The sequence below is a fragment of the Terriglobia bacterium genome, assembly GCA_020073085.1.
In the GTDB taxonomy this organism is placed as follows: domain Bacteria; phylum Acidobacteriota; class Terriglobia; order JAIQFV01; family JAIQFV01; genus JAIQFV01.
In genome coordinates this window covers 24,852-51,647 of the sequence record JAIQFV010000002.1, presented here as the reverse complement: position 1 = coordinate 51,647, position 26,796 = coordinate 24,852, and the positions used below count along the sequence as shown (strand labels likewise).

Annotated in this window: 25 protein-coding genes; 15 read left to right on the top strand and 10 right to left on the bottom strand. The window is 57.2% G+C overall.

Features of this window, described 5'->3' with window-relative positions:
- Positions 1 to 40: 40 nt before the first annotated feature.
- The 4 genes from LAO21_02630 to LAO21_02615 form a co-directional block, all read right to left on the bottom strand.
- Entirely contained in the window at positions 41 to 2,266 is a 2,226-nt protein-coding gene (locus LAO21_02630) for a molybdopterin-dependent oxidoreductase (protein MBZ5551588.1), read from the bottom strand.
- Between the two features lie 50 nt (positions 2,267 to 2,316).
- Positions 2,317 to 2,910, bottom strand: a complete 594-nt coding sequence (locus LAO21_02625) for a cytochrome c family protein (protein MBZ5551587.1) — start codon at positions 2,908 to 2,910, stop codon at positions 2,317 to 2,319.
- Positions 2,901 to 3,875 carry a hypothetical protein gene (locus LAO21_02620; GenBank protein MBZ5551586.1) on the bottom strand — a complete coding sequence of 325 codons (975 nt, stop codon included), beginning with the start codon at positions 3,873 to 3,875 and terminating at the stop codon, positions 2,901 to 2,903. Before LAO21_02620 ends, LAO21_02625 begins: the two co-directional genes overlap by 10 nt.
- Before the next feature lie 61 nt (positions 3,876 to 3,936).
- On the bottom strand, positions 3,937 to 4,251 hold the full coding sequence (locus tag LAO21_02615; GenBank protein MBZ5551585.1) for a hypothetical protein: 315 nt from the start codon (positions 4,249 to 4,251) through the stop codon (positions 3,937 to 3,939).
- Positions 4,252 to 4,928: 677 nt separating this feature from the next.
- Here LAO21_02615 and LAO21_02610 point away from each other — a divergent pair.
- Positions 4,929 to 7,556, top strand: coding sequence for a VCBS repeat-containing protein (locus tag LAO21_02610; protein ID MBZ5551584.1), 2,628 nt, complete (start codon positions 4,929 to 4,931; stop codon positions 7,554 to 7,556).
- A 152-nt stretch (positions 7,557 to 7,708) separates the two neighbouring features.
- On the opposite strand, the gene LAO21_02605 is transcribed toward LAO21_02610, so the two are convergent.
- From LAO21_02605 to LAO21_02590, 4 genes are all read right to left on the bottom strand, one after another.
- Positions 7,709 to 8,908, bottom strand: coding sequence for a P1 family peptidase (locus LAO21_02605; GenBank protein ID MBZ5551583.1), 1,200 nt, complete (start codon positions 8,906 to 8,908; stop codon positions 7,709 to 7,711).
- 96 nt (positions 8,909 to 9,004) lie between these two features.
- Positions 9,005 to 9,478 carry a hypothetical protein gene (locus LAO21_02600; GenBank protein ID MBZ5551582.1) on the bottom strand — a complete coding sequence of 158 codons (474 nt, stop codon included), beginning with the start codon at positions 9,476 to 9,478 and terminating at the stop codon, positions 9,005 to 9,007.
- A 104-nt stretch (positions 9,479 to 9,582) separates the two neighbouring features.
- Positions 9,583 to 10,734, bottom strand: coding sequence for a small ribosomal subunit Rsm22 family protein (locus LAO21_02595; GenBank protein MBZ5551581.1), 1,152 nt, complete (start codon positions 10,732 to 10,734; stop codon positions 9,583 to 9,585).
- Positions 10,735 to 10,825: 91 nt separating this feature from the next.
- A complete protein-coding gene (locus LAO21_02590) occupies positions 10,826 to 11,872 on the bottom strand; it encodes a tetratricopeptide repeat protein (protein MBZ5551580.1) in 1,047 nt (348 codons plus the stop codon).
- 139 nt (positions 11,873 to 12,011) lie between these two features.
- On the opposite strand from LAO21_02590, the gene LAO21_02585 reads away from it, so the two are divergent.
- On the top strand, positions 12,012 to 14,297 hold the full coding sequence (locus LAO21_02585) for a cbb3-type cytochrome c oxidase subunit I (GenBank protein MBZ5551579.1): 2,286 nt from the start codon (positions 12,012 to 12,014) through the stop codon (positions 14,295 to 14,297).
- Positions 14,298 to 14,325: 28 nt separating this feature from the next.
- On the opposite strand, the gene LAO21_02580 is transcribed toward LAO21_02585, so the two are convergent.
- The gene (locus LAO21_02580) at positions 14,326 to 15,183 is read right to left on the bottom strand and encodes a helix-turn-helix domain-containing protein (GenBank protein ID MBZ5551578.1); all 858 of its coding nucleotides are present in this window, start codon (positions 15,181 to 15,183) and stop codon (positions 14,326 to 14,328) included.
- Positions 15,184 to 15,384: 201 nt separating this feature from the next.
- Here LAO21_02580 and LAO21_02575 point away from each other — a divergent pair, with 201 nt between their 5' ends.
- The 6 genes from LAO21_02575 to LAO21_02550 all read left to right on the top strand — a co-directional run bounded on the left by LAO21_02575 (position 15,385) and on the right by LAO21_02550 (position 17,975).
- Positions 15,385 to 15,705 carry a hypothetical protein gene (locus LAO21_02575; GenBank protein MBZ5551577.1) on the top strand — a complete coding sequence of 107 codons (321 nt, stop codon included), beginning with the start codon at positions 15,385 to 15,387 and terminating at the stop codon, positions 15,703 to 15,705.
- Positions 15,706 to 15,775: 70 nt separating this feature from the next.
- On the top strand, positions 15,776 to 16,156 hold the full coding sequence (locus LAO21_02570; GenBank protein MBZ5551576.1) for a hypothetical protein: 381 nt from the start codon (positions 15,776 to 15,778) through the stop codon (positions 16,154 to 16,156).
- 56 nt (positions 16,157 to 16,212) lie between these two features.
- Positions 16,213 to 16,350, top strand: a complete 138-nt coding sequence (locus LAO21_02565; protein MBZ5551575.1) for a hypothetical protein — start codon at positions 16,213 to 16,215, stop codon at positions 16,348 to 16,350.
- Between the two features lie 76 nt (positions 16,351 to 16,426).
- On the top strand, positions 16,427 to 16,741 hold the full coding sequence (locus LAO21_02560; protein MBZ5551574.1) for a hypothetical protein: 315 nt from the start codon (positions 16,427 to 16,429) through the stop codon (positions 16,739 to 16,741).
- A 51-nt stretch (positions 16,742 to 16,792) separates the two neighbouring features.
- Positions 16,793 to 17,596, top strand: coding sequence for a hypothetical protein (locus LAO21_02555; protein MBZ5551573.1), 804 nt, complete (start codon positions 16,793 to 16,795; stop codon positions 17,594 to 17,596).
- Between the two features lie 106 nt (positions 17,597 to 17,702).
- On the top strand, positions 17,703 to 17,975 hold the full coding sequence (locus LAO21_02550) for an RNA-binding protein (GenBank protein ID MBZ5551572.1): 273 nt from the start codon (positions 17,703 to 17,705) through the stop codon (positions 17,973 to 17,975).
- 210 nt (positions 17,976 to 18,185) lie between these two features.
- Here LAO21_02550 and trpS read toward each other — a convergent pair whose 3' ends face one another.
- A complete protein-coding gene (trpS, locus tag LAO21_02545; protein MBZ5551571.1) occupies positions 18,186 to 19,220 on the bottom strand; it encodes a tryptophan--tRNA ligase in 1,035 nt (344 codons plus the stop codon).
- Positions 19,221 to 19,556: 336 nt separating this feature from the next.
- Between trpS and rpiB the strand changes: the two genes are divergently transcribed.
- The 7 genes from rpiB (at position 19,557) to LAO21_02510 (ending at position 26,572) form a co-directional block, all read left to right on the top strand.
- On the top strand, positions 19,557 to 20,048 hold the full coding sequence (gene rpiB / locus LAO21_02540) for a ribose 5-phosphate isomerase B (GenBank protein ID MBZ5551570.1): 492 nt from the start codon (positions 19,557 to 19,559) through the stop codon (positions 20,046 to 20,048).
- On the top strand, positions 20,045 to 20,314 hold the full coding sequence (locus LAO21_02535; GenBank protein MBZ5551569.1) for a class II fructose-bisphosphate aldolase: 270 nt from the start codon (positions 20,045 to 20,047) through the stop codon (positions 20,312 to 20,314). The genes rpiB and LAO21_02535 overlap by 4 nt, the downstream gene beginning before the upstream one ends.
- Positions 20,315 to 20,945: 631 nt before the next feature.
- Positions 20,946 to 21,416 (top strand): OsmC family protein, encoded by a 471-nt coding sequence (locus LAO21_02530; protein MBZ5551568.1) that lies wholly within the window; start codon positions 20,946 to 20,948, stop codon positions 21,414 to 21,416.
- Between the two features lie 223 nt (positions 21,417 to 21,639).
- Complete coding sequence (locus LAO21_02525; protein MBZ5551567.1) at positions 21,640 to 22,344, top strand: methyltransferase domain-containing protein; 705 nt, start codon at positions 21,640 to 21,642, stop codon at positions 22,342 to 22,344.
- A gap of 105 nt (positions 22,345 to 22,449) precedes the next feature.
- The gene (gene glgP, locus LAO21_02520; protein MBZ5551566.1) at positions 22,450 to 24,174 is read left to right on the top strand and encodes an alpha-glucan family phosphorylase; all 1,725 of its coding nucleotides are present in this window, start codon (positions 22,450 to 22,452) and stop codon (positions 24,172 to 24,174) included.
- Between the two features lie 35 nt (positions 24,175 to 24,209).
- Positions 24,210 to 24,836 carry an adenylate kinase gene (locus tag LAO21_02515; protein MBZ5551565.1) on the top strand — a complete coding sequence of 209 codons (627 nt, stop codon included), beginning with the start codon at positions 24,210 to 24,212 and terminating at the stop codon, positions 24,834 to 24,836.
- A 161-nt stretch (positions 24,837 to 24,997) separates the two neighbouring features.
- Positions 24,998 to 26,572, top strand: coding sequence for a hypothetical protein (locus LAO21_02510; GenBank protein MBZ5551564.1), 1,575 nt, complete (start codon positions 24,998 to 25,000; stop codon positions 26,570 to 26,572).
- The last annotated feature ends 224 nt before the right edge of the window (positions 26,573 to 26,796 follow it).

The following is a 26,796-nucleotide window of genomic DNA, read 5'->3' as shown; positions in this document are numbered from 1 at the left end:
TCGCATTACCGTTCTCGTCGGGGCGTACAGCAGGATGCCCCTACGTTGTCACCCTGGCTCTGGTCACTCGCCATGAACAGGCATCATCAAGGCTGCACAGATCTAAAATGTTCCGTGTGCCCGGCGTTTCTGTGATGCTAAATGCCTCAACCGTCGGTCCGACGGCCACCTCGATCACCCTCGGCATGACGGCAGCGTCAAACCGGATCTCCACTTGCATGGCACCCTTTTCGGTCTCGATCCACGCCTTTCCCCCGTCGGTCAGTCCAGACGCCCTGCCGGTTTCCGGATTCACAGCCGCCTGGCCCGAGAGCTTGCGGAGGCCGGACTCCTGAAATACCTTGGTCATCAGGGGAGACATCTGGCCATTTCCGGTCGCTCCGCGCCATCCGAACGGCATGAGGATGAAACCAAATGCGGCGACAGGCCCGGGTGCCGTCATCATCCGCCCCTGCCCCGCGCTCTGCAGCCGCTCGAAATTGTCCTTTATTCTTCCCAGCAGCGAGAAGTTTGGCACGGGTTTGGTCTCTGTTTTGGAATCGATCCAGCAGCCACCCTCGGAAAGGAGTTTCCAGAGCTGGTCGGCAGAACCGAGTTCAGCAATGGGCACGGTCTTTCCATCATTGGAGTTGAATACCGTTCCGCGCTTGCTCTGATAAATGGTCTCCACACGGCGTTTCAGATGCGACTCATAGGTGTTTGCTGGCGCATCATCGCTAAAGGGTACGCCGACCACACTCGCCAGACGCCTGACCCATTCAAAAGGTTCAGTCGTTCCCACGGGCGCGGTCAGTAGTGCCGTTGACAAGCTGAAAGAAGCGGTCGCCGCATCAACCGGCGCGGGAACATCCTGGATCGATTCGAGGTAGGTTGGCGCCGGAATAATGTAGCCGGCGTGCTTTGTCAGGTCTGTCAGGTACGGAGACAGGCTCACGACAAGAGCCCCTTGCGGAACCAGTTTCCTTTCTAAAAGCGCCCAGGGAATCGCGTTTCCGGACTCCGCTGCGTCCAGGATGAGAATCCGGATCGAATGGTCCGGCACATCGCGGATTTCCAATGCGGGCGCCGTGGGATGATTGCCGGCCGCCTGAACATCCGGGACATTCCGCCTTGGAACGATCCCGCCGGGACGCGCGAAGCTGCCGAGGAGAAGGTTCAATCCCGCGATAGCGGTCTCTTCTTCTTTCCCCAATGGCCCGCCGCCGGGGTCCCCGCCGCCGATGACAATCGCCGGCCCGCTTTGCGCCACAGTCCGGGCCGTCGCGATGATCCGGTCGGGGGCGATCCCGCTGATGGCAGCCGCATTCTCCGGGGTGAAATGCTCCACCAGGTCGAGGTACGAGCGGCCATCATTCTTTCGAAATTCAATGGCCTTGCGTCGGATGAGATCCTGGTCGTAAAGATTCTCATGAATGAGGACATGGGCTACTGCGAGGGCAAATGCCGCTTCGGTGCCCGGGTTGATGGGCACCCACTCGTGGGCGAATGAGGCGGTTCGAGATTGCCGCGTCTCCACCTGGATGATTTTCAATCGCTTTTCCGCGTTTTTGGATTCTTGATTCCTGATAATCTCCATCAGCCGGCCGGGCGTTCCCCAACCATCCAGGAGAGGAACTCCGAAGCTCAGGATCACCCGCGCGTTCTCCAGGTCATAGCCGAGCGGTCCATAAGGCTTCTCCAGGATTTCCTTGAAAGCGCTCAGGGTGTCACCGCCGGGGGCCGAACTGGTCACATAAACCCCGTTCGGCACTCCACCCAGGAATCCGCGATAAACCCCCGAAATGGTTCGCCCGGGCTGTTGATCGAGTACGGCGATGGACTCGGAGGAACTGCCCGCTTTCATCTTTGAAATCGCCGCGGCCAGGGCAGTCTCGACCTCGTCTCGACTCACCGGCGCAAACTCGACCTTTCCGTTCTTCTGAACTCGTTGGAGCGGCTGCGTTGTGCGCCTCGGATGATAGGGGAGATGATGCCCACCTAGTCCGGCCGGGCACAGAGCTCCGCGGCTGACCGGATGTTGGGCCACCCCGGTCAGCATGACGGGCTGGTCGCCAACACATCGCGCTCGCACCCCGCACCCCGCGGGACACAAGGTGCAGGTGGTGAATTTCGTGCGAATCTCACCGTGCAGCGGCCGGGGAATCCACGACCAGTTCTGCGACCAGATGGCGGCATCATCGATGAGCTTCCAGGGAACCGGCGTCAGGAAGGCGCCCACCGCCGATCCCCCCACGAATTTGAATAAATCCCGACGCGATATCTTCATGGGTTTAATGAGTCCCTTTCAGTTGATTCTTGTCTCATAGAATGCGGCTCTCATTTGTGGCATAGCAGACAGCTGTTCGCGACCCCCCGCTGCTCATGGCACGAGGCGCAGTTATCCATCTTCTTGCCATCCCACACCTCGGAATGAATCCGCGAGAGGGAATGGCCCCAGATGTCCCGGCTGTACCCGGTCAGACGGTTGTTCTCGTAGGGCCGGAGGGTGTCGGTCGTGCCATGGGGTCCATGACATCGCTCGCATTGGATCTTGGCGAGCCTCACGTGCTGGACGTGAGAAAAATAGGCATTTTCGGGCTGGCGCGAATAGACCAGCCATGGAATTTCTGTGTTCGTCGCCACGTACTTCTCAACGAGAACCTTCTCCTCCGATGAATTGCCCAGGAGGGCCGCATGACATCCGGCACATTTGCTAATGGAAGGGATTCCGTTGAACCGGCCGTCCGCCTGGAACGAGTGGCAGTCTTCACAGGTCAATCCGGCCTTGTCCCCGGTATGTACGCGGTGGCTGAATTGGATCGGCTGGTTGGTCTTTTGGTAGAGCATGCGTGGAAATCCGAACCAGCCCACCACCAGCATCACAAAAACGCCTGCCAAGAAAATCAGTTTTCCGCGGTTCTTTACCACCATCGCCTCCAACTCGCATAGGGAGAGAAGAATTGATTGAACAGGTTCAGCACCTCTTCCCGGTTCAGGTGGTGGATCAACTCACCGGTAAAGATGCCACCATCCATGACCAGCCTTTTGTCTTCGGGTTGCGACCGGGCAATGTGCTCGTGGACAAATTCCGAAGCCCGCTCCACTTCCTTCTTCATCCATTCCACGGCCCCCTTCCCCCGAACCAGACCAGCCCGCGCCCCGATCTCCGCCCCTGAAAGCGCAGCCTTCGGCTCGACCCCTTCAAACAACCATCCCGGACCATAGGGATCCGCGACCAGCCTTTCTGGATTGGCCCGCAGGTAATTGTTGGTTCCCGTGATGTGCATGTAGTACGGGAAGACCATGTGCAGATCGGCCCCGTTCACGGTGAGGACGGCGGTCGGCCGTTGGACGCCGTTCGCGGTCAGAAAACTTAACTTGTCCACCCCCGCAATCATCCGGGTGAGAAAAGCATCGACCCCCACGTGACATACACCATCTTTGTTGGTCTCCATCCACATGTGATTTCCCGAGTACCCCAACTCGAGAGGCACCCTGATTCCTTCCACCCATTCATCCATAGCAACCTCCTGTGACCCCTTTTGAGACGTGGTCGCTGCCGATGTGTCATGCCCCTCCGGTTCCGCCATCGCCAGGTACAGTTCGCAATGAAGGTGACTTTCGTTGCCACACCGGGAAAGCAGGGACTCGCTGTAAGGGATGTACTTGGTTACGGAAGCGGCGGAGCAATATTGAACGAGCGATTCGTGGAGGAAAGGGCAGTGCGACTGGCTCGGTTGCTCCTCGTGCAACGTCTTGGCATCCGGGCAGGTCACATAGTCAGGCAAGGAACACTTCTCTCCATTTGCATTGGCCGCAGTTCGCAGGATCATCTTCTTATATGCCGAGGACTTGCAGAATTTCACTTGCGCTTCCCTGAGAAATGGACATCTCATAACACCCCCTGTCATCCTCAGAATTCCGAAAGGTCCAAGATCTCGGAATTCCTTCCTTCGGTTAATTGACGGAACGATGAATGTTGGGATCTTCACCGAATCGCTCGAGCGGAGGATCCCAATGCTTCTCTTCCCTCAGACTCCATCGGTCCTTATCAAGACGTTCGCCACCATCGGCCATCGTCAGTCCCAGTTCGGGAACCATATAGGAATAGTCGTCGAGCTTGACGGTCGCGCGCCGGGTGGCCCGGATGCGCAGGACGACTTCCTGAAACACCGCTTTTCCAAGGATCAGTACACAGATCCCGGTCACCACTCCGAGCGCAATGTTTGTGACATTGAGCCAAAACGTTTTTGGATCGCCAAATTCAAACACGGTGTGCCTCCTTCTATCTTTCCTTGTGAAGTCTCCCTCGTCACACATTAAAGAGGAAGTCCCGCACAAATGAAGTATGCAAATCTAATTCCGAATATGCAGAATTGAATCAACGACGCTTTATTTAACTGATTCTTATGATGATATTAGTTCGCCATTAATCTGCAATGAACCCTTGGGTGGCAACCATCGTGTTGGAATTTCCAACATGTACGTCCTGAATTCCTACACGCATGATGGGCTCATCGCATTGAACGAACTCAAACGCAACGCATGCAGGACGAAGAGTTCGGCCATCCCATTTTCATCGGCCGGCGGTCAAATCGTCTCTCTTTACAGGAAGTCAAGGGGGGTGGAGCCATCCATTAACCCGCTCACCTTGAGCCAAGCCCCCCCGGGGGCTTTTCGGCCTTGGAATTTGAACCTTGAACTTTGGACTTGAACGTGATCTCCCGTTGCCTGCAATAAAACTCTTTGCATGTTCACGGACGACCGCCCTATAATTTTCACCAGATCGCGAATAGCCGAGACCAACTAAATTTTGTAGCCAATCTCTCAGCGCTGAACTCATCAAAACACGTGTGCAAGGCCTTGATTTTTGCGCGTGAATGACACGGACTGAACGATATGAAATGAGCATCCGCCGCGACGTACTGCGGGCTCAACAGGAGGATGTTATGACCACCGCTGGGCAAGATCTCATGCGTATCAAATGCAATCGCCCGGGCTCGCCCCTGATCATCTTTGCGATGCTATGCGTCGCCTTTGTATCGGCGACATCGAGGACACTCGGCAGCTGTGCTGCTCCTACCTTATTTAATGGTCCGACCGTTACTTCAGCGGGTCTGACCCCTCGTTCCATAGCCGTTGGGGACTTCAACGCTGATGGCAAAGCTGATCTGGCAGTGGTCAACGAGGATACCTCCACCGTGGCAGTTCTCCTGGGCAACGGCGACGGGACCTTCCTCCTGTTCCAAAGCTTCGTCATCGGATTGGGCCCCCGCTCCCTGGCGGTCGGGGATGTTGATGGCGATGGCAAACTGGATCTGGTCGTGGCCAACCGCCTTTCCAACAGCGTTTCCATCCTGTTGGGGAATGGAGACGGCACGTTTCGGCCCCGGGTGGATTTCATCACGGGCGGCCATCCGGTGTTCATTGTGTTAGGCGATTTTAACGGAGATGGAAGGCCTGATCTCGCTCTGGCCACCGAAGACGATGGCAATGCGACCATCCTGCTGGGCAACGGCGACGGAACCTTTCAGAAGGCGGTCGGATTCAGTGCAGGAGCCAGTCCCGAGGGCCTGGTCGTGGGGGATTTCAACGGGGACGGTAAGGCGGATCTGGCCGTTGCCAACGAGACTTCGAACACCGTATCCATCTTGCTGGGCAATGGCGATGGCACTTTTAAGACTGCTGTCAACCAGATTGCCGGCGCCGGGGTGGAATTCGTCACGGCGGCCGACCTCGATGGAGATGGCAAGATCGACCTGGTAGTGGCCAACCGGTTTTCCAACAACGTTTCTGTTCTGCTGGGCAAGGGGGACGGCACTTTCCAATCCCACGTGGAGTATTCGACTCAGGGGGTCTCCCCGCATTTCATCGCCGTGGCCGACTTCAACGGGGACGGCAAACTTGACCTTGCCGTGGCGAATGAAGACTCCGATTCCGTCTCGGTTCTGCTGGGCGATGGGGACGGCACCTTCCAGGTTGCGGTTCCTTTCCCCACTGGACCCAGCCCCCAGGCCATCGTCACCGCTGTGTTCACGGGCGACGGCAAGGCCGACCTGATGGTAGTCAACAAGTCCTCCAACGCCGTCGCACTGTTGTTCAATAACTGCAACACGCCGTCCAACGCGGTCAATCTTCCCGTCTTTCCGGGAGGAGCCAACACCACATCGACCCCGGGGAGCGAGGGGCTCGTTCAAGCGGGTGACGCGGTAGTCAATCTCACCTCCGGCACCGCGCCTTTTGGTACCGCCGTCTTCAGCGTCACGCAGAATGGGGTCGTGGTCGCCGAAGCGGGGGTCCCTGCCTCTCCGCCTACGACGTCCGCCCGCATCTTCATTGATCTTCAGACGGGGGACACGGCCAAGTCCGGTCGCCTTGAAGCATCGGCAATCACCATCAACACGGGCTTTGCGATCGTGAACCGGGGAGGCGCGACCGCGAATGTCACCTTCACCCTGCGCGAGGTCAGCGGGCAGCCGACGGCCATCGGGCACGCCCTCTTGCCGGCCGGCGCGCACCTCGCCAAGTTCATCAACCAGCTTCCCGACATCGCGCCCGACTTCGTGTTGCCGGCCACACTCCTCGTCGGTCACCAGTTCGCGACGCTCGAGCTCCGCAGTGACCAACCCCTTTCCGTCCTGGCGTTGCGGCTGACCACCAACCAGCGGGGTGAAACCCTCATTACCAGTACCCCCATCGCCGACTTGACCAAGGCGCCCTCCACCGACCCCGTGTTCTTCCCACAGTTCGTCGACGGGGGCGGCTATCAGACCGATTTCTACCTGCTCAATACCTCCAGCGTTTTTGCCAATGGGACAATCAAGATCCTGGGCAATGACGGTTTTCCGCTCAACACAGCCCTCGTCAATGGCCAGGCGGGATCATCCTTCCCTTACTCCATCCCGCCCGGTGGATTCTTCATCTTCCAGACGACCGGCCTGGTGCAGACGGTCAACACGGGCTCGGTACAGATTGTTCGGAACGGCAATTTCACTCCGGTGGCGGCAGGGATCTTCAGATTTACGCGGGAAAACGTGCTGGTCACGGAATCAGGCATCGCGTCCACTACCCCGACGACTCATGCCCGGATCTTCGTGGATACATCCACGACCGCTGCGGGCAGACATGACACGGGATTGGCAATCGCAAACCCGGCGCCTTTCGCGGCCCTCAGCCTGACGGTGACAGCCGTCCAGACCGACGGCACCACTCCTGCTGCCCCCGCACCGGGCTTTCCAGTTCTTCCCGGAGGCGGCCATACGGCGGCCTTCGCCGGCCAGTTGGTCCCTGGACTCCCTGCGGGCTTCATCGGGGTGCTGGATATTGCTTCGTCCGTGCCTTTTGTGGCCCTGACACTTCGCTCCCTGGACAATCCCCGCGGCGATCAACTCCTGACGACATTTCCTGTTGCGGACTTCAACCAGGCGGCGCCCTTCCCGATCGTCTTTCCGCAGATTGCCGATGGAGGGGGATTTAAAACCCAGTTCATCCTGCTGGGTGCCGGTGCCGGCGCCAACACGACTCTCAATTTTTTCACGGATAATGGTTCCGCGCTGGCAGTCGCCAAGAAACCATAGACGATTTCTTGGGCCAAAATCAAATATCCGAGTTTGTGTTCCCGAGCCTTTTGCCTCTGCGGTTTTTGCGGGACACCCGCCATGACCGGCAAATCAGATTCAAAAGACGCGTGTCCCTGATCGAACTGTTTTCTCAGCTTGACCCCACCCGCTCACGCTCGTCTTACGGCCGCCAGAATCGCCTCGGCGGCTGCTTCTGCCGCCACTTCGCCCACGACATTAACATCGGCCTCCCTCGAGTGGCGCTCATCGAAGACGGACAAAGCAAACACAGTATCGCCGTCCAGCAGGGTATGGGCCGGCCGGAGCACGCGCGCCAGGCCGTTCTGTGCCATCTGGGCGATTTTCTGCATTTGAATCTTGTCGAATGCCGCATCGGTTGCGACCACCACCAGGGTCGTGCTCTGGGGTCTCCAACGGGAGGCGGTGTCTGCGCCCTCCCGTTCAAACATTTTTCGAGTGGCTTCCGGCATCTGCTCGGCAAGCATACGACGGGACGCCCGGGCCGACTCACTCATGCGGGACGGGGCATGGTCGACCCGGCGTGCGCTCACTCTGCGCCGTCTGCCGCTGGCCAGGCCCCCGGATGATCCTTCCATGCCTGTCTTGAAACCCTTCCACAGGATTCCCCGCTTCATCTGGACCACCGTATCCGCGAATTTCTTCGAACCGGGCGAGACGCGGGTGCCCGCGAGAATTCGTCCGCTTCGCGGGTCGACCACGTCCCCAAAAGCATTCACAACCGCAAAAGCCTGCACCGTGATCAGATTCCCGGGCGATGACTTGCGGCTGCTCGGGAAACGTTTCGGACCGACGTGGCGTTTGGTGTCGGTTCCGGCGAATCGCAGCATGCTGAATCCGAACCCGCCGGGCGAGGCGCATTCCGCCCCAAACAGTTTTCCAACCGTAGCACCCGTCCCCGCGCCGACGGCCCCCTGTTCCACGCGATCCGACCGTGCTGAGGCGGTGGCGCTGAATCCCGCCTGCTTATCCGGCCTCACCCAGGGATTTCCGACGGACAGATCATACACGATGGCGGAGGCAACGATGGGGACATGGGTCACCCCCACATCAAAACCGATCCCGCGCTGCTCCAGGTACTCCATCACCCCGTCCGCAGCAGCTAGACCAAAGGCGCTGCCCCCGGCAAGGGCAATCGCGTGGATCCGGTCGATCAGATGACCGGGCTGACAGGAGGCGATCTCCCGTGTTCCCGAGGCGGAGCCGCGGATGTCAACCCCCGGGACTGCGCCCTGTTCGCAAACCAACACGGTACAGCCGGTCCGGGCCTGGGCATCCGTGTAATGCCCCAGCGCGAGCCCGGGGATGAGTTGAACTGTGGACCTGTTCATGCGATGGTATTCGTCAAAGGGAGAAACGCTCTGCGGCGGAGTGCGGTGAAGGCTACCGGAGCGGTGTCCAATCGCGGTTCAATACGATGAATCGGCTCACTTCTTTGGGGCATCCTTGCTGTGGGCCGGTTCCATTGGACCCGGCGGCGGGGGCGCCGGCGTGCCACTGCCCGCGGGCGGCGTCACGCTGGGATGTCCGGGAGGCAGTGGGGTCGCAGAGGTGGCCGGCGCGCTGCCTGCATGGCCTCCAAACATCGAACCACTGGTCGGGTCGCCCTTTTCCACTTCCCAACCGTTCGCCGTCTTCTTCAATGAGTATTTGAATCCAATGGTCATGTCATTGGAACTGCCACTCTTGAACAGGACGTCGACCGTGGCCTGGTTCTGAGCGATCTGGAAGTTGCTGTATTCCACCTTCAAGGCCTGCAAGTTGATGTTCTTCTTGGTGGTGAGGTACTTCTCCAGCGATTCCCGGATGGCTTTCTCCTCCGTCGATCCCTGGGGGGCCTTGTTGCATGCTCCCGCCATGATCAACAGGCCCAGAAGAAATAACGTGATTGATTTTCTCAAGTATGCCTCCGTCGAATTCAAGCCCTCTGATACGTGCGTGTCCGGAGCCCCTGCGGGCCTATTTCTCCAGCCTCAAGGGATGATTCCAAGAAGGGATCCGCCCTTCAAATTCTCTCTACGGCGGTCGCGTCAGAGAGGCGCCAATCCTCGTTGCGGGATTCCGCGCCGCTGATCCTGACGATATCGCCTCGATTCAAATCACCGAACACCCGATTGGCCGGGCTTTCGTGGCGGTCGAGGCGCGTGAACTGGAACCTTCCGGGTTCGCCGCACAGGTATGCGCGCCGCTTCCCCTTCTCGACAATCAGTTCACTCACCACGCGCCAAGAGGCGGACTGTCCTTCGCATCCCATGGATAAAGGATTTAAATCCAGAACATTTTTACCATCTTTTCGAAGGACGAGATAGGAAAATTTCAGCGCGTCTTTGCGGTTTCCAATGATCCGGTCAATTGCCGTGATCTGCCCGGTCGGCTGCCACGCAAACTCGGTATGGCACCAGTCTTTCTCGTTCCCGGCGGCCACACAGGGACACAGGCCTTGGTGGACACAGGGGGCGAAAACATTTGCGCCTTCAATCTGTTCGAGAACGGCGTCGTGCAACTGGTGGATTGTTCGGGAGGATTCGCGAAGTGCGGGCTCAATCAGAATCAAGGCCCCGTGATCCCCTAATTGGTCGAGCAGTCCCCTGATCAGACTGACTTGAGCCGGGAGAGACATCGGCCCCGAATCCTCCAGTTCATTCCAAACGTTGGCCAGAATTATGATGTCAAACGGACTGCCGGGGCCGGCATGAGCCGCCGGGCGGGAGAACAGCCCCTGGAGGGATGCCACATGGGTCTTCAAGCCTGCCTGTCCCTCTTTAATCCCGATCCGGTCTCGCAGACAATGAAAAAGCTGCCGGCATATCTTCAGCATCTCGCGATTCGGATCGACCGCAGAAAACTGAAATGCCCCGTGGGGTGAGAGGGCGTGCAGATATTCCAGCGCGGCCAGAGTCATCGTTCCGGGACCGGCGCCGACGTCCAGAACCCGAAATGCCCGCTGATCGTTCGGGCGTTCCCGGGCGACCTGCTCGAAATGCTCCACGAGCAGCGGTTTCATCTCTTCGAAGACCGCATGCAGCTTGCTGTAATTGGCGGGCAGAAAATAGGCGATGTAAGCAGCACGGCTTTCTGGGTCGGCAAGGTAGTTTCCCGGCCGGGCCCTGCGGTGAGAGGTGAAGAAGGCGGACAGTTCCGCGACGGATCGAGCCACGCCAGCCGCCTTTAAACCGTGCAAGAGCGATTCAATGCACCTCTCCAGTTCGGGAGGAAATGTGTATGCAGGGTGAGGCATGGCAGTCCAATTATTTGTTCGGCGCCGGTTCGGCGGGCCGGTGACGGGACGCCGAGGAGATTTTTCGCTTGGGTGGCGACTTCCTGATCCAGTTCACCTCGTGGGGAGATCGCCGGTCGATCTTCCGCCTCTCAAGCTCCGCGAGCTGCTGGGCCACGTAATCGCGATCCTCAGGGTGGGGGGTGATCTTCTTTAACGCGGCGATGGCCTGATCGAGCCGGTCCTGGGAGACATAACAATCGACAATCTCGAGCTGGGCGTGACGACGGCATTCCTCGCACTTCGAATGGTCGATGATGTCCTGAAGCTGAACCACAGCCTCGTGCCACTGCTTGCGAATCTCGTAAATGGCCGCCAGCTTGATCCGCGCCTCGTCCGACCGATGCTCTTCGGGCTGGTCCTGGATCAACTTCTTGAATTCAATGATCGCCTGGTCAAACTGGTCGAGATGAAAGTAGTCCGTGGCGATCTTGTATCGGATCCTACGCCATTCGTCCCGGCTCGGCGTGTGCAAGGAAATCTGTTCGAGGACATCGATGGCTTTTCGATAATCCTGAATGTCGCGCTCATATAACTCGGCAAGACGATCGCCCGCCGTAAATGCGTACTGGCTGCTTGGGTATTTTTCCAGAAAGCGTTCGTAAGCGGCCTGCGCCTTACCCGGGTTCCGGAGGTTGAGGTAATAAATATTTCCGAGATTGTACAGCCCCTTCTCCGCAAACTCTCCATTGGGATACTTCTGCAGATAGGATTCGTAAAGAAGGACGGCCTGGTCGTAACTCCCGACGCGCTGCGCCCCCTCCGCCCTGCCGAACAGGTGCGACTCGCTTCGGGAACACGCCGCCATCGCGAGCACACAAAAACCTAAGAAGACGAACCGTAAGCGCTGAGGAAAGTGAAGGCTTTTCAGCAGACGCCCGCTCAGGCTGGAATCTCTCCGGCGGTACATCCATAAATTATACCACGCGGCCTCCGGCCCCGCCGGCAAGGCGAAACGACCCCGGGGTTCCGGGTCTTGGCGAACCTTGCGCCCCCTCCGGATTTTTGAGAATTCCAATCACGATCGCAGCCCTCCGGACTTTCTCAGCCGAGCCCGCTCCCCACACCGGGAAATGCCATTATCCGGGTCATGATCTCCGGGATAAACCACTTATTGATCTTGAACTGCATGAGTGAGAGAATTGGCCTCAAACAACATGGAACGACAATCAATGCCGATCTCCCCGAGATGGCTTCAAGGGGCGATCCTCACCTACATCGTGGGCTTTTCTATTCTGGGTGTTCTGGCCTACCTGGTCTACCAGCGACAGCCGCCGATTCCTGGCCAAGTGGTCAGTGCAGGCGGGGAAGTGTTGTTCACCCGGGAAGATATTATGGAGGGGATGAACGTCTTTCAGCGCTATGGACTCATGGAATACGGTTCGGTCTATGGTCACGGAGCCTATCTCGGCCCTGACTTCACGGCCGAATATCTCCATAAAACGGCCGAAATTCTGCTGCGGCGGTATGAATCAGACCTGCAGGGCCGCGTGCCGGCACCATCCCGGGTGGCTGCCGAGCTGCACGAAAATACATTTGATCCCGAGACGGACACTGTCATTTGGAGCGAGACACGGGCCTCCGCCCACCGCATGATGGAAAACCACTACCAGTCCGTGTTTTACAACAAAGACAGCCAGGGGGGCGCGCAGGCACTCTGGATTGCGGATCGGAAACAGATCCGGCAACTCACCGCATTTTTTGCCTGGACCGCCTGGACCGGAACCACAAATCGTCCCGGTGAGAGCAGTTCCTACACCAACAACTGGCCTCCGGAACCGCTCGCCGGAAATACGGTGACTCCCGAGGCCGTCACCTGGAGCGTCATCTCCATCATCGGCCTGTTTGGCGGAACAGGATTGGTCCTGTTTTGTTTCGGGAAATACGACTGGCTGGGATGGAGTGAGGCGCCGCGGCAGGTGTGGCTGCGCCCCGTGGACGAAGTTGCTCTGGCCCCCGCTCAACGAGCGGTGGTGTGGTTTCTCGTGGTGACCTCGGTTCTTTTCTTCCTCCAAACCCTATGTGGAGGCCTCGTTGCCCATTTCCGGGCCGAGCCCGGAAATTTTTTCGGATTCGACATTTCCCGAATTCTACCTTACAACATCGCCCGAACGTGGCATGTCCAGCTTTCTATCTTCTGGGTTTCAGCGTCCTACCTGGCCACGGGAATCTTCCTGGTCCCACTCATCGCCGGACGTGAGCGGCGCGGTCAGGCGCCGCTGACGATCGCCCTCCTCCTGGCGCTCGTCGTGGTGGTGTTTGGGAGCCTGGCGGGTGAGTATGCAAGCATCAAAGGCTGGCTGAACAAAGGGTGGTTCTGGTTCGGCGATCAGGGATGGGAGTACCTCGACCTCGGTCGAGTTTGGCAGATCCTGCTCGTGATCGGGCTGTTTTTGTGGGTCTTCATCCTGTACCGGGGATTGAAAGGAAAATTGCGGGAGCAACACCATGGGACGATGCCCTGGCTCCTGTTTTACGCCGCGCTGACCATCCCCGCGTTTTATGCGGTGGGACTTCTCACCAGCCCGGAACGGGGTTTTGTGATCACCGATTTCTGGCGATTCTGGGTGGTCCACCTCTGGGTGGAGGATTTTCTGGAGCTATTCACCACCGTCATGGTGGCGTACATGTTCGTTCTGATGGGCACGGTTCGGGAAAAGACTGCCATCCGAGTCATTTATCTCGACGTCATCTTGTATTCCCTGGGCGGTGTGGTGGGCACGATGCACCATCTTTACTTTAGCGGGACTCCTGCGGTGCACATGGCCCTCGGAGCTGCATTTTCAGCGCTGGAAGTCGTCCCCCTGGTGTTGCTGACGCTCGAAGCCTGGGGGTTCATGAGATCGGGGGAGCAATCCATGGTGGGGAAGGACCATATCCACCGCTGGGCGGTTTGGTTTCTCGTGGCGGTGGGCGTGTGGAATTTTGTCGGCGCGGGCATCTTCGGATTTTTGGTCAATCTCCCTGTCGTGAGTTATTACGAGATTGGAACGAACCTGACTGCCAATCATGCTCACACCGCGATGATGGGGGTCTACGGGATGCTCGCGATCGGACTCTTGCTGTTCTGCCTGCGTTACCTGATGCAGCCCGCCAAATGGAGCGATCGCGCCGCCAAGATCTCCTTCTGGTCCCTCAACCTGGGATTGACCTGGATGGCGTTCTTCAATCTTTTCCCCATCGGGATCGTTCAACTCAACGACGCCGTGAGCCGGGGTTACTGGCATGCGCGAAGCCTGAATTTCGTGATGACGAAGTGGGTGCATGTCCTGGAATGGGCGCGCCTGCCCGGCGATGCGATTTTCATTCTGGGCGGGGCCTTGCCTCTGTGTTGGCTTTGTTGGCGCGCGATAAGGTATCCAAACCCCGGGCGGAGCACGCCGGAAACCGAACTGCCTGTTCCTTTATTCACCTATGAGGCGGGACCCTCAAACCGAGTGTGATTTGACTTCACCCTGCTCCCGCTTCCACTCACCGGGGGCGGAAATGGAGAGGGTCTCTGAGATTCTGTAGCTCCCGGTAATAATAGAGCGGGGTGGGTCGCTTTCCTTTAAATCGCAGCTTCCTGAGAAACTCAATCTCCTCCTCGGTCGCAGTGCCGCTCAGGGAGGCCTCCCGGAGGAACTCTTTGAATCCCGGCTCTTCGCTGACGGGCGGCTCGGGTTTCTTCTCAACAAACTCGAATCTCTTGGGGTGCCCCGGCGCCACCCTGCGGTTCAAGATAATTTCCATACCGAATGTGGCGAGGTCGATGTCCCAGGACTCGATCAACGGATCCAGGAACGAAATGCAGCTTTCAATGGACACATTAAAGATATCCGCGTCCAGGAATTCAAGGATGATGACCCGCATCTCCTCATAACTTCGCTGGCTGAGTCGCGCCATGAGGCGGAGCCAGTTTTCACTTTCCAGTTCTTCCTGGGCCACTCGCTTGACGACGTCCAGGAGCTTCTGGGTCACCAGGCGCTCCAGTTCGCCGAAGGGCTGCTTCTCAAAGATCGCGCGCATCTGTTTCAATTTGGCGGGCCTGCATTTGCGGAGGACCAATTCTCGAACCTCTTTGAACAAGGGCGCGGGTGGATCGGCCAGTCTTCTCTTCAATTCCTCCTGGCGCTGAAGCTCAGCCAGCTTCGAGAGCTTGCTTCCCGGGAGCTTGAGAAACCTCCCCATTTTTTCATAGATGTCGGTCCGGCTCGGGGTGGGGGGCGTTTTTTTCCCCGTCAGTAACTGCGAGATGTAAGACTCTGTGACTTGTGCGGCAGTCGCCAAACCCCTTTGCTCGAGACCCATCTGATCCAACCGCTTCCGGATAACCAGAGCAAGATTCACGGAACAGCTCCCTTCCAATTAACTCTGTTTGATTAAGTTCCTCCAGTCTTCTGAGAATATATCAGATTCCACTTGACAAGAAAAGTGAATTAACCTAATGTGGTTAACGATAGTGAGGAACAACCTCGACTCTCCAAATGATCTGAACTAAGTCAGGTTATCTGAATTCGGCCTCTTAGAATACTGCCCCCGAGGTGTCCCATGTTTGCACGAAATGTTTCCTTCCATCTAAAACCCAACAGCGTTGTGGAGTTTGTGCAGACCATTGACAACATAGTCCCTCTCCTGCGAAAGCAGAGGGGCTTCCAGGACGAGATCACGTTCGTCGATCCGGAGAAATTGGAAGGGATTGAAATCAGCCTGTGGGAGAACAAAGAGGATGTGGAGGCTTACAGCCGTAGAACGTATCCGGAAGTGCTAAAGGGTCTGGCAAAAGTGGTTGAGGGTACCCCTCAGGTTCGAACCTTCGAGGTGTGCAACTCGACCTTCCACAAGATCCCTGCGCTCACCGGTACCTTTTGATGGCGGGCCGTGGCTCTTTCCGGCAAGGGCGGCCGGGTCCACTTTTTCCAACTCCAGCGAAGAAGAATCTATGAACATCAAAAAGAAACGAGGTTCTCAAATGCTTACGAATATCATGAAGTGGGTTTCCCTTGCCGCGTTGTTTTTAGCGTTGCTATGGCGCTCCTCCGCGGGCTTGCTCATAGCGGTTGAATTGGTAGTTTCTGTGGGGGCCCTGCTGGTCATCGGCCAAGCCATGCGCGCGCGCAAGTACGTATGGGGCGCAGGATTCATGGCCATAGCCGTGCTTTTCAATCCCGTTGCGCCTTTTGCCCTTTCCCGCGGGATGTTTTTTGGACTGGTTTTGATCTCTATGGCGGCGTTTCTGACGTCTATGGCCGCAGTGAAAAGACAGCCCGTCATCTCGATGCCCTCTATTGCGAACCTGAAGCCGGGAAGAGAATCATTCTAGGAACGGGCGAACAAGAGCCCTGAACACTTATGTTAGAAGCGAGCAGAGGAGGAACCATGTCAGAGCAAAATGGTGACAAAGCCAGGTTTGGACGTGAACGAAAGCATAGGATTCTCCAGCGGAAGCGGACTCGAGAGGTGCGCAAAGTACTGGAAAACACGGGTGCCAAGAAGACGATCCCCGAGCCCGTCTAAAAGAGAATTCTACCTGTGGCGGGCGGACCGATGGTCTGGCTCCATGAAGGACGTTACTTTCCAGAGAGTGAGCTCAATGCACATCCAATACGTGGATTACGTTCTTTCAGACAGCACCCGGCGATACACCTTTGACGTCATCGATGCGGTGGGCAAAAGCCGCGAATTCAGCGTGATCCTCCCCTTGGAGGCGTTCCGCCGGTCTGATTTGAAGGCCCAGGATGGTCCGGGAATCTGTTATGACCGGATGGTGGAGGAACTGGGACGGGAGACGGAAGAAACGCGCGCCGTGACCCCTTTGCAGATCAAGGACCAGGACATCCTGGAATATTTGAAAAAGCATTACCCCCGCAAGCATTCAGGTAAGAGAGAAGTTGGTACGAGCTCATGACACAAGAAGTCGGCTAAAGAAATGAGGAGCCCCATGATCAGCATTCGCTCTATGACAATTTCATTTTCCATGGCCTTGCTTTCGGCATCCCTGATGGGTGCTCAGGAACTGAGACCGCTCGACGTCAAGACAATGGACCCGCGTCTGGCGGCTATTCAAGAACTTCCGTGGCAGTCCCGGAGCCTTGTCGGGGCATCACTTTCCTGGGTTGCCCCTTCGCCACCCCCGAAGGTCTCCCCCGATCTTTCCCGATACCGCAATTTTCAATTTGGAATGACTGTCCCTGAGATTGCGAAACTGGCAGGCGTGGAAGCTTCGACTGTACGAGTGGTTCACAGCCGTCCGGCAATCATCCAAGAACTGGAGTGGCAGCCACGTGACTTCGCTCGCAGTTCGCCGCAGGCCGACTCGGTGAATGGAGTCCTCTTCACTTTTTATAACGGCGAGCTCTTTCGAATAGTCATCGATTATGATTCTTACAAAACCGAAGGGATGACCGTTGATGACATGGTCGAGGTCATTTCCTCGGTATACGGACCGGCGACGAAGCCTGCTGCGGGAATCACTGTCTCAACCAGCGAGGTCTATAACGATAAAGAGGCGGTCATTGCGCGCTGGGAAGACCTGCAGTACTCGTTCAACCTCTTTCATTCCTCCTACAAACCTACTTTTGGAGTAATTGCATTTTCGAAGAAGCTGGATGCCCGGGCACGGACGGCAGTCGCCGAAGCAATCCGGGTGGATGAGCGAGAGGCTCCCCAAAGAGAAATCGAGCGTCAAAAGAAACAAGCGGCCGACGACCGAGCCGCGCAAGAGAAGGCCAGGGCACTGAACAAACCGAAGTTTCATTATTAGGGCGCCCCGGCTTAGCGAGCGGCCATCGCATTTTGCGCAGGCCCGCTTTTCATGTAAGTACATTCGGGTGGACTCTCAAGCAGGCCGCCTTTAACCGGAGGATTCAATGGTTTCTAAGCTTTTTGTAGGTAATCTGCCCCATAGCACAACCGACCGTGCCCTGAACGATTTTGTAACTACCGCGGGGTTTCGCGTTTCGACCGCGGTGGTGATTTGCGACAAGATGACGGGTGCACCGCGGGGATTCGGCTTTGTCGAGCTGGCTGAAGGCGAAGACATCCAGCGAGCTATCACGGGATTGAACGGTCAATCCCTGGAAGGCCGCGCCTTGACCGTAAACGAGGCTAAGCCCCAGCGGACGAGCTCTGTGCGTCCTTAAACCTCATCCCAAAGGGACAGTCCCCGGGGACTGTCCCTTTTCCGATTCAGAATTCAAATCGAATACAGGCAATTTCTGGCTCAGCCTTTGACGCATCATCGGGTTCTCAAGATTTTAACTCTCCGCGCTGGGACACGATTGAATCCCCGGTTAATGGAACATCGGATTTCAAGATTGTTCCGATGACGGGCGGCGGTGTCAGATACCTTCTCACCCCGGTTGATCCCAGAGCAGCAACGCATCCAACCCCATTAACCTCTTGACATGACGGAGTGTCTCTTCGGCCGTCGGACGCACACGGTCGGCGCCCTCACGAAGTATTCGCTGGAGATGTCCCGGATCCGCCATGAGCCGGAAGTACTGGTCTTGAATCGGCTGAAGGGTGGCTATGACCAAGTCAGCCACTTCACGCTTCAAGAAGTTGTATCCCTTCCCGTGGAACTTCGATTCGATTTCCTCTCGAGTCTTTCCCGAGATGACTTCAAAGATTTCCAGAAGATTTCTCACGCCCGCGGAGGCATGATCGTACCGGACCTCATTCCCTGAATCTGTGACCGCCCGCAGGATCGATTCTCGGATGGCCTCCGGGGCATCCGTCAGCCCAATGGAGTGCCCCTTTTTTACCTCTCCCAGGCTCTTGCTCATCTTGACGGTGGGATCATCCAATCCCATGATGCGTGCCCCTGCGCTCCGAATCATGGGTTCCGGTAGAACAAAAGCCTCCCCAAATAGACTGTGGAACCGCTGTGCGATGTCACGGGCCAATTCAACGTGCTGCTTTTGATCTTCCCCCACGGGCACCCCGTCTGCCCTGTAGAGGAGGATGTCGGCGGCCTGGAGGACGGGATAATCGAACAAACCGGTGCTGACCGAGGTCAATCGGTCCGCCTTCGATTTGTATTGAGTCATCCGCTCGAGCCATCCAACCGGGGTGACACAATTGAGAAGCCAGGTGAGCTCCGCGTGCGCGGAGATGTGAGACTGCGTGAAAATGGCCGACTGCTGGGAATCGATCCCGCAAGCCATAAAGAGAGCGGCCACTTCTAAAATCTTCCTCTTAAGGTTGTTCGGCTTTACAGTTTCCGGAATCGTTAGGGCATGGAGGTCAACAATGCAGAAGATGCTGTCGTATTTGGACTGATTCTCCACCCAATGCTTGACGGCGCCCAGATAGTTTCCAAGGTGGACCTTGCCGGTTGGCTGAATCCCTGAAAAGACGCGCTTCTTTGGATTGATTTGTGTCATGACCCATTGTCCCGTTCAGATTCCTAGCATTCGATTCACCAAGCTAAGTATAATGACATTATGATCCGGCGACCAAGGACAATGCTGGGGTTCTCGCACAGTTTCAGAACCTTCTCTCCCCGGGCCCACTCTTTAGTTCATGTACAAAACCGAACAGGCGTCATCGTGGCAGGGGATGTTTTGATTCATTCTGATGAGAGTTGTAGAATAGGGGCTTAGCTTATTCCTGGAGCAGGTTGCTGCGGCTTATTGAAGCCGAAAAACGCCAGTGAGGGTCGGGACGGAACCATCACTGTCGTCTGGGGAATCTGCTTAATCTTTGGACGGGAGGCCCCTATGCGCTTGGTTGTCGGCGCCGATCATGCCGGGTTCGACCTGAAACAAAATGTGGCTGCCTACGTCCACGAACTGGGATACGAGGTAGTGGATGTCGGCGCGTTCAGCAGCACCGAGCCCGATGATTATCCTGATTTTGCCGAAGCCCTGGGACGGGCGGTGCGAAACCGCCAGGGGGAGCGGGGGATCCTCATCTGCGGAAGCGGCGTGGGGGCCTCTGTTGCCGCCAACAAGATCCCGGGCATCCGCGCCGGTCTCTGTCACGACACCTACTCCGCTCACCAGGGCGTCGAGCACGACGATATGAATGTCCTGGTCCTGGGATCGCGGGTGATCGCTGCGGAGCTCGCCCACGAATTGGTGCGCAGTTTCCTGGGCGCAAAATTCACCGGCGAAGAGCGCCATGTGCGTCGCGTGACAAAAGTGAAAAACCTGGAGACCCGGTTTTTGCTGTCCCCTGTGAAACCAAGAACCCCACGGGAATCTTTATGACGCTCCATGGCGCTTCGGGGACTCATGACGAAGATTTGAAGAAAGCGATCCGGGCTGGGATGACCATTGTTCATATCAATACGGAATTGCGTGTGGCCTGGCGGCAGGGGTTGGAGACCGCCCTTGCCAAAGCGCCTCAAGAGGTCGTTCCCTACAAGATCCTCCCGGCGGCGCTTGAGGCCGTAAAGAAAGTCGTTCGGGAGCGACTGCAATTGTTTAATTCCACGGAAAGCCCCGAAAGGGGGCAACAGTCTGCGAGGGCATGACCGGTTAAGCGGAGGATGGAAAAAAGGCTCAAAATAGGCCCGGAGGGCCAACAGATTGTAGCCCCATCTGAGCTCCGTCCCGTGTTCTTTGCGGGACGGAGCGAGGGTGGGGGCAGCGATGTGAGAATTTGTGAGAGCCCCGCTCGCGGGGCGAAAGGATCGCCTCCGCCTGATTGGTCGCGTCGTCCCATTTTCCAAAGTGGAGGTTGGGCCATCATGTGAGTGAGAGGTACACTGAATCATCCGGATTTGTGGAGATGTCCGGCCTCATACGGATTAATTGAACCAATTAAAAATGGAAGGATGCCAATCCATTTTTCTGTCGGCCCTCCGGCCCTCTGGGATGATTTTTGGCGGACCTTTACACCCCACCCTCGCCCCGTAAAAAGCACGGGGCTCAGATGGGGCTACAATCTGGTGGCCCGCCGGGCCTAGAGGGACAGTCACGTTGGTCGAACGGCTATGCCCGACAGAACGAGGACAGTCGTCCGTCGCATTAGGTCCGAACCCTTCCATGGTGGAACAGGATTGTGCATCCTTCTTTCCATCACAACCGACTTGCGGAGAAAACTCCTGACCCATTAGGTGCCCTCTCTGTTGGAGGGGTGAAGAAAACTACAAGGAGAATTAAATGACCGAACCACATCCGTCATCGACCACCCCGCCTGAGAATGTTCACGAACCCGCCGTGGTCGTCACGGGCAGTGCCACGGGATTCGCGCAGGAGATTCATGCCGGCGCACACCGGCTGACAGCCGATGAAATGCCGGCAGTGGGAGGTACGGACGCGGGGCCATCCCCTTACGAACTTCTGCTGGCTGCGCTAGGCGCGTGCACATCGATGACGGTTGCCATGTATGCCAGGCGCAAAGGCTGGCCGTTGGAGCGGGTGACCGTATCCCTTCGACATTCCAAGATCCACGCCACAGACTGCGCCGAGTGTGAAACCCGGGAGGGGATGCTCGACCGGATCGAGCGCGATATTCAGTTCACAGGATCTTTGACGACGGAGCAGCGTTCGCGCCTGATGGAGATTGCAGACAAATGCCCGGTCCACCGCACACTTACTTCTGAAATCAACATCCGGACACGGGCGGTCTGAGCGGGCTGTTGCACCGCGCTCAGGAAACTTTGCGGATCATCAGGCATAATCTGAAATTTCACATTTGAGATCGAAGCAGGCCTCGCGATGGTGCCCACTGGCAGTAGGGTGCTGCCAGGAGTTAGGCTTCACCTTAAGAATCAAGGTCCCTCCATTGGTTGATCGTTTCATCCAGGGTTCCACCCCTTTACTCAAGTTCAACCTCTCTTCCTGTCCAAACGCGATGAAGAACCCGATCAGGGAATCGATGGACAACACGGTCGACCGGTCGGTGGCGACTGCGTTGAGGAGAAAACGATTTGTCCTCTTTCGGGATTTGATCGAGCGGCTGGACCCGCCCATCCGAATCCTGGACGTGGGAGGAACGGAGCAGTTCTGGGACATGATGAAATTTGAGGCCAGCGAGCAGGTCCAGATCACGTTGCTCAACACCTTCCCGGCCGGGGTGTCTCGTCCGCATATGCAAAGTGCCGTGGGCGATGCGCGGAACTTGTCGCGCTTTGCCGACCATGAGTTCGACGTGGTCTTTTCGAACTCGGTCATCGAACATGTGGGGAGTATCGACGATCAGCGAAAGATGGCCGGGGAAATCCGGCGGGTGGGAAAGTCCTACTTTGTGCAAACTCCGAACCGTGGCTTTCCCCTCGAACCGCACTTCATGTTCCCGTTTTTTCAGTTTTTGCCGGTTTCATTCCGGGCGAAACTTCTGCAAAAGTTCAATCTGGGTTGGATTGCCAGAGTCCCGGATTATCCGAGCGCAAAACTCGCCGTCCAAACGATCCGCTTGCTGACCCGGCGGGACCTGGAACAGATGTTTCCTGAAGCGGAAATTTTCGAGGAACGGTTCCTTGGGCTTACCAAATCCTTTGTGGCATATTCCGGCTGGGGAAAGCAGGAAGGTCAACCCGGACGAGGAGCCAAAGCATAGCGGGCCCGCTTCTGCGTAAATCCTCAGCGGCGGTCTCGAACGCACACGCGCGGGACCCTGCCCGAGGTAGCGATTCCACGGAGTGACAGACTGGAGATTAAATTGATGACCTCCATTCAATCCCTGGCGAAGGTAGCGTACTTCTCGATGGAGATTGCGCTCGATCCCACCATCCCTACCTACAGCGGGGGGCTCGGCATCCTTGCCGGCGACATGCTTCGCTCCGCCGCGGACCTCGAACTGCCGATGGTGGCGGTCACCCTGGTCCACCGGAAAGGTTATTTCCGGCAACGGCTGGATGCTCAGGGAAATCAGACCGAAGAACCGGATTCATGGGACCCCAAGACCCGGCTCCAACCCGTCAAAGGATCCGCCCTGGTGGTCCTTGAAGGTCGCGCCGTGCAGCTTCAGGCGTGGCGCTTCGACCTCGTCGGGATGTCCGGGCACACGGTTCCCGTCTATCTGCTGGACGCCGATCTTCCGGAGAATGACGCTTGGGATCGAACCCTGACCGACACGCTTTACGGCGGGGACACCCGTTATCGGATCTGTCAGGAAGCCCTGCTGGGAATTGGCGGGATCAGCCTGCTGCAAAGCCTCGGCCTGGCCCGCCTGGAGAACTATCACATGAACGAGGGGCACTCCTCCTTTCTCACGCTGGCCCTTCTCGAAGAACAACTCCGACGTCACAACGCCTCATCGCCCTCGGACAAGGACATTGAGGCGGTCCGGCGGCAGTGCATTTTCACAACGCATACGCCGGTTCCTGCCGGCTTTGACAGGTTCCCTCTGGATCTGGTGAGACGAGTCCTCGGTGAGCCCCGGGCCACGCTCCTTGAACAGGCGGGATGTTCCCGTGAGGACGTGTTGAACATGACCTCCCTCGCCTTGAGGTTCTCCCATTACATCAACGGAGTGGCGATGCGTCATGGGGAGGTCTCTCATGGCATGTTTCCCCGTTACCCCATTCACGCTATCACCAATGGAGTGCATGCCGTCACATGGACATCGCCTTCGTTGCAAGATCTGTACGATCGCCACATTCCGGAATGGCGCCGCGATAATGCTTATCTTCGCTATGCCGTCGGGATTCCGCTGGAAGAGCTTCTCGAGGCGCACACACGCGCCAAGGCCGCATTGTTCCAGGAGCTAAAACAGCGGACCGGCGTGTCGCTGGAGGCGTCGGTTCTGACTTTTGGATTCGCACGCCGCGCGGCCGCATACAAGCGCGCCGACCTTCTCTTTTCAGACCCCCAGCGGTTGAGCGCGATCGCGAAAAAAGCAGGTCCGTTCCAAATCATCTTCGGAGGGAAGGCCCATCCCAATGATCCCGAAGGCAAGGCCCTGATCCGGCGGGTCTATGAGGCGGCGGTCCAGGTGGATCACAACATCCGCGTCGTCTATTTGGAGAATTACGACATGGCTTTGGCTCGATTCATGATCTCCGGGGTTGACCTCTGGTTGAATACGCCCCAGCGGCCGCAGGAAGCATCCGGAACGAGTGGAATGAAGGCGGCTCTCAACGGGGTTCCCAGCCTGAGCGTGCTTGACGGCTGGTGGATTGAAGGCTGCTTTGAAGATGTGACCGGCTGGGCGATCGGGCATCGAGACCCGATGGGGAGAGAGGACACTCGGACGGAGACCGAGTCCCTTTATCAGAAGCTCGAGGAAAAAATCATCCCGCTCTTTTATCAGCAGCGTGATGCCTATGCCGAGGTCATGCGATCGGCCATCGCCGTGAATGGGAGCTTCTTCAATACCCAGAGGATGTTGATGCAGTACGAAGCGAATGCTTATTTTCCCGAGACACTGACCCGGACGACAAGGTGAGTCGCCTAGCGGTCTGACCCCGAGGAAAGCACTCCATGCGAATGGTCCTGATGGGTCCGCCCGGCGCCGGAAAGGGAACGCAAGCGGCCCGGCTGGTCGAACGCTATCGAATTGCCCACATTTCAACCGGTGAGATGCTGCGCGACGCGGTGGAAGGGCATACACCGCTGGGCGAGAAGGCCGCCGCCTTCATGGAGGCGGGACAGCTCGTACCCGATGATCTGGTGATCCCGATGGCCATCGGGCGTTTATCCAAGCCCGACTGCCGCAACGGTTTCATCCTCGACGGCTTTCCACGCACCCGGCCGCAGGCGGAAGGCCTCGATGCCGAACTCGAAAAGCACCACCTCTCGCTCGACATCGTGCTGGTCATTGAGGTCAGTGACGAACTCATCCTTGAGCGCATCACCGGTCGGCGCATGGACCCGGTGACCGGAACCATTTACCATGTCACCTTCAATCCTCCGCCTCCCGATGTCGCCCCCCGTGTGGTCGAGCGCGCCGATGACACCGCCGAGGCCGTTAGCGCACGGCTCGCCAAATACTATTCCGTGACGGCATTGATGATTCCGTTCTATCAGCAAAAGGGGTTGCTCCGCCGCGTCGATGGAAACGGCCCGCCCGACGAGGTCAGCCAGCGGATCATGGCCGCTCTCCAGTAGGCACCCTCAAACTCTGTTCACAATCCAGAAACAAAATTCCTCCGGCATGCATGCGGGAGTCAGAGGCTCAAATTTCAAATATTGATTCCGGCCGAGTTGGCAACTCCCGCAGCTCCCACCGCGTCCAACTGTTTAATGGAAGTTTCCCATGGAGGCGTCCCATGCCACCCAGAATGCTTGGAAATCCAGCAGCACGAAAGAAACTTGCCATCTTTATTTTGTGTGTTTGGCCAGGTCTTCATGCTCTCCTCTTGCCGCAGATTGCACTTCCTTTTGTGGTTGAGGATCAAGGCAGAAGACCCATCGAACCGATTCGGATGCTGTTGGAACAACAAGCGGCACCGCCTCGCCCTACCGGGACGGAAACCCCGGACCGGGAGAAGTCGCAGGCGGTGAAGCCACTTGATGCGAGAACAACAGTGGCAGACGACCTGTTAAATCGTTGTTACGAGGAAGCACTCACCTCGGAGTCTCGGTGGAAACTGGAGGCACTTATATTTGTCGCGGAGTCGATGCAGAAGCTCAACCCTGAGCGCGCCGTGAAGGTTTATGAGCAAGCGTTCGACGCCACTCTAGAACTTCAAACACCGGAGTCGCGCAAAATCAGACTGCTGGCCCAGGGTAACATCGTGTTGGGCATCTCCGGGCTCAACGTGGAGAAGGGCGCCGATCTGGCGTTGAAGATTGACCGCGCATACGCATGGAACGATCCATCCCTTCGACTGCTGACCTATCGCCCCCGAAACGTCCTGGGCACTGTTTTAACCCGCCTGGCCGGAAAGAACCCCGACCGGGCCTATGAAATCGCTTCAGAAGAGGCAAGAAAAGGGAACCTTGACTTTCCGTTTGTCGCACGATTGACGATCTTGCTCAAAACCCAGCGCCCCGCTCTTGCCGAGAAACTCTATATCGATGCCATCCGTGGCTTCGAGAATTCCACGCACGACATGCTCCAGATCGACGCCTTCGTCCAAATGGCAGACCAGCTTTGGGATCTGAGCCCCACTTTGACGGAGCAAGCCGTGGGACTGATCGTGAGAGTCATCGATGATCTGGAGCGAGAACCACTTCCCGAAGAAAACTTAACAATCCTCGATGACGGGAAGAAGCGCACCATTTACAGCGGGACCTGGCAGCATGCAACCAAGAAGCTCGTCGAGATGGAGCGTCGATTGGACCCGGACCGCGCAAGGGCTCTCGAGACGAGATTCGCACAATACGGGGGCATTATTTCGTGGGAACCGTTGGATCTTCTTACCGCTCCACCCGCAGCCGCCCCGGTTGACCCGGCTATGGCCGCCATGAATTTGGTGCGAAAGGCTTCCTCTCTGTACGACTCCGCCCCCCAGCAAGCCAAGAGCTTCCTTTCCGAGGCCTCTTCCGCGGCAGAGAAACTTATTGATCCTTTCTCGCGTGGCGTGGTCTACCGCAACATGGCCAACCTTTATTTGAAATTTGATCGAGAGCGGGCCAAGAATCTCCTGAATGCGGCTTTCGCCATTGCGGACAAACTCTTCGAAGAGGAAAGCCATCACTCTTTACCCTCCTCTGACGAAGGTCGCGCTCAGCCAGAGTTTTTGCACTCCCGGTCGCTCTACCAACAATTAATCTACACACTTGTAAAATTGGACATCGAAGAGGCCAAAACTCGAGCAGAAGGGATCAAAGATAAGAACCTGAGACTCATCGCATTGATTACAGTCGCGGATGCAATATTGAAATCACCCCACCCCTGAATTGAACAGGATTTCCATGATTTACCGGTGAGAGGCTGCATTTCCCATTCGATGGAGAGTCTGGCTGCACTATTTCTTCCTCAAGGTCTCTGCCAGCCCCTGGGATTCTCGCATTCGGAAGACGGATGATCTTTTCCCCCTGGCTCGAGACCCTTGCCCGAGATTCCCCTTCATTTACATAATGGCCTTTCTATGAAATTAGGTATTCCGCGGCGCATCCGGCA

Bases quoted from the DNA above. Each gene is read 5' to 3' on its own strand.
- LAO21_02555 (MBZ5551573.1), top strand. From the start codon at position 16,793: ATGACAATTTCATTTTCCATGGCCTTGCTTTCGGCATCCCTGATGGGT.
- LAO21_02570 (MBZ5551576.1), top strand. From the start codon at position 15,776: ATGAACATCAAAAAGAAACGAGGTTCTCAAATGCTTACGAATATCATG.
- LAO21_02525 (MBZ5551567.1), top strand. From the start codon at position 21,640: ATGAAGAACCCGATCAGGGAATCGATGGACAACACGGTCGACCGGTCG.
- glgP (MBZ5551566.1), top strand. From the start codon at position 22,450: ATGACCTCCATTCAATCCCTGGCGAAGGTAGCGTACTTCTCGATGGAG.
- LAO21_02630 (MBZ5551588.1), bottom strand. From the start codon at position 2,266: ATGAAGATATCGCGTCGGGATTTATTCAAATTCGTGGGGGGATCGGCG.
- LAO21_02625 (MBZ5551587.1), bottom strand. From the start codon at position 2,910: ATGGTGGTAAAGAACCGCGGAAAACTGATTTTCTTGGCAGGCGTTTTT.
- LAO21_02550 (MBZ5551572.1), top strand. From the start codon at position 17,703: ATGGTTTCTAAGCTTTTTGTAGGTAATCTGCCCCATAGCACAACCGAC.
- rpiB (MBZ5551570.1), top strand. From the start codon at position 19,557: ATGCGCTTGGTTGTCGGCGCCGATCATGCCGGGTTCGACCTGAAACAA.
- LAO21_02585 (MBZ5551579.1), top strand. From the start codon at position 12,012: ATGGAACGACAATCAATGCCGATCTCCCCGAGATGGCTTCAAGGGGCG.
- LAO21_02530 (MBZ5551568.1), top strand. From the start codon at position 20,946: ATGACCGAACCACATCCGTCATCGACCACCCCGCCTGAGAATGTTCAC.
- LAO21_02610 (MBZ5551584.1), top strand. From the start codon at position 4,929: ATGACCACCGCTGGGCAAGATCTCATGCGTATCAAATGCAATCGCCCG.
- LAO21_02605 (MBZ5551583.1), bottom strand. From the start codon at position 8,908: ATGAACAGGTCCACAGTTCAACTCATCCCCGGGCTCGCGCTGGGGCAT.
- LAO21_02515 (MBZ5551565.1), top strand. From the start codon at position 24,210: ATGCGAATGGTCCTGATGGGTCCGCCCGGCGCCGGAAAGGGAACGCAA.
- trpS (MBZ5551571.1), bottom strand. From the start codon at position 19,220: ATGACACAAATCAATCCAAAGAAGCGCGTCTTTTCAGGGATTCAGCCA.
- LAO21_02565 (MBZ5551575.1), top strand. From the start codon at position 16,213: ATGTCAGAGCAAAATGGTGACAAAGCCAGGTTTGGACGTGAACGAAAG.
- LAO21_02510 (MBZ5551564.1), top strand. From the start codon at position 24,998: ATGCCACCCAGAATGCTTGGAAATCCAGCAGCACGAAAGAAACTTGCC.
- LAO21_02560 (MBZ5551574.1), top strand. From the start codon at position 16,427: ATGCACATCCAATACGTGGATTACGTTCTTTCAGACAGCACCCGGCGA.
- LAO21_02535 (MBZ5551569.1), top strand. From the start codon at position 20,045: ATGACGCTCCATGGCGCTTCGGGGACTCATGACGAAGATTTGAAGAAA.
- LAO21_02575 (MBZ5551577.1), top strand. From the start codon at position 15,385: ATGTTTGCACGAAATGTTTCCTTCCATCTAAAACCCAACAGCGTTGTG.
- LAO21_02620 (MBZ5551586.1), bottom strand. From the start codon at position 3,875: ATGAGATGTCCATTTCTCAGGGAAGCGCAAGTGAAATTCTGCAAGTCC.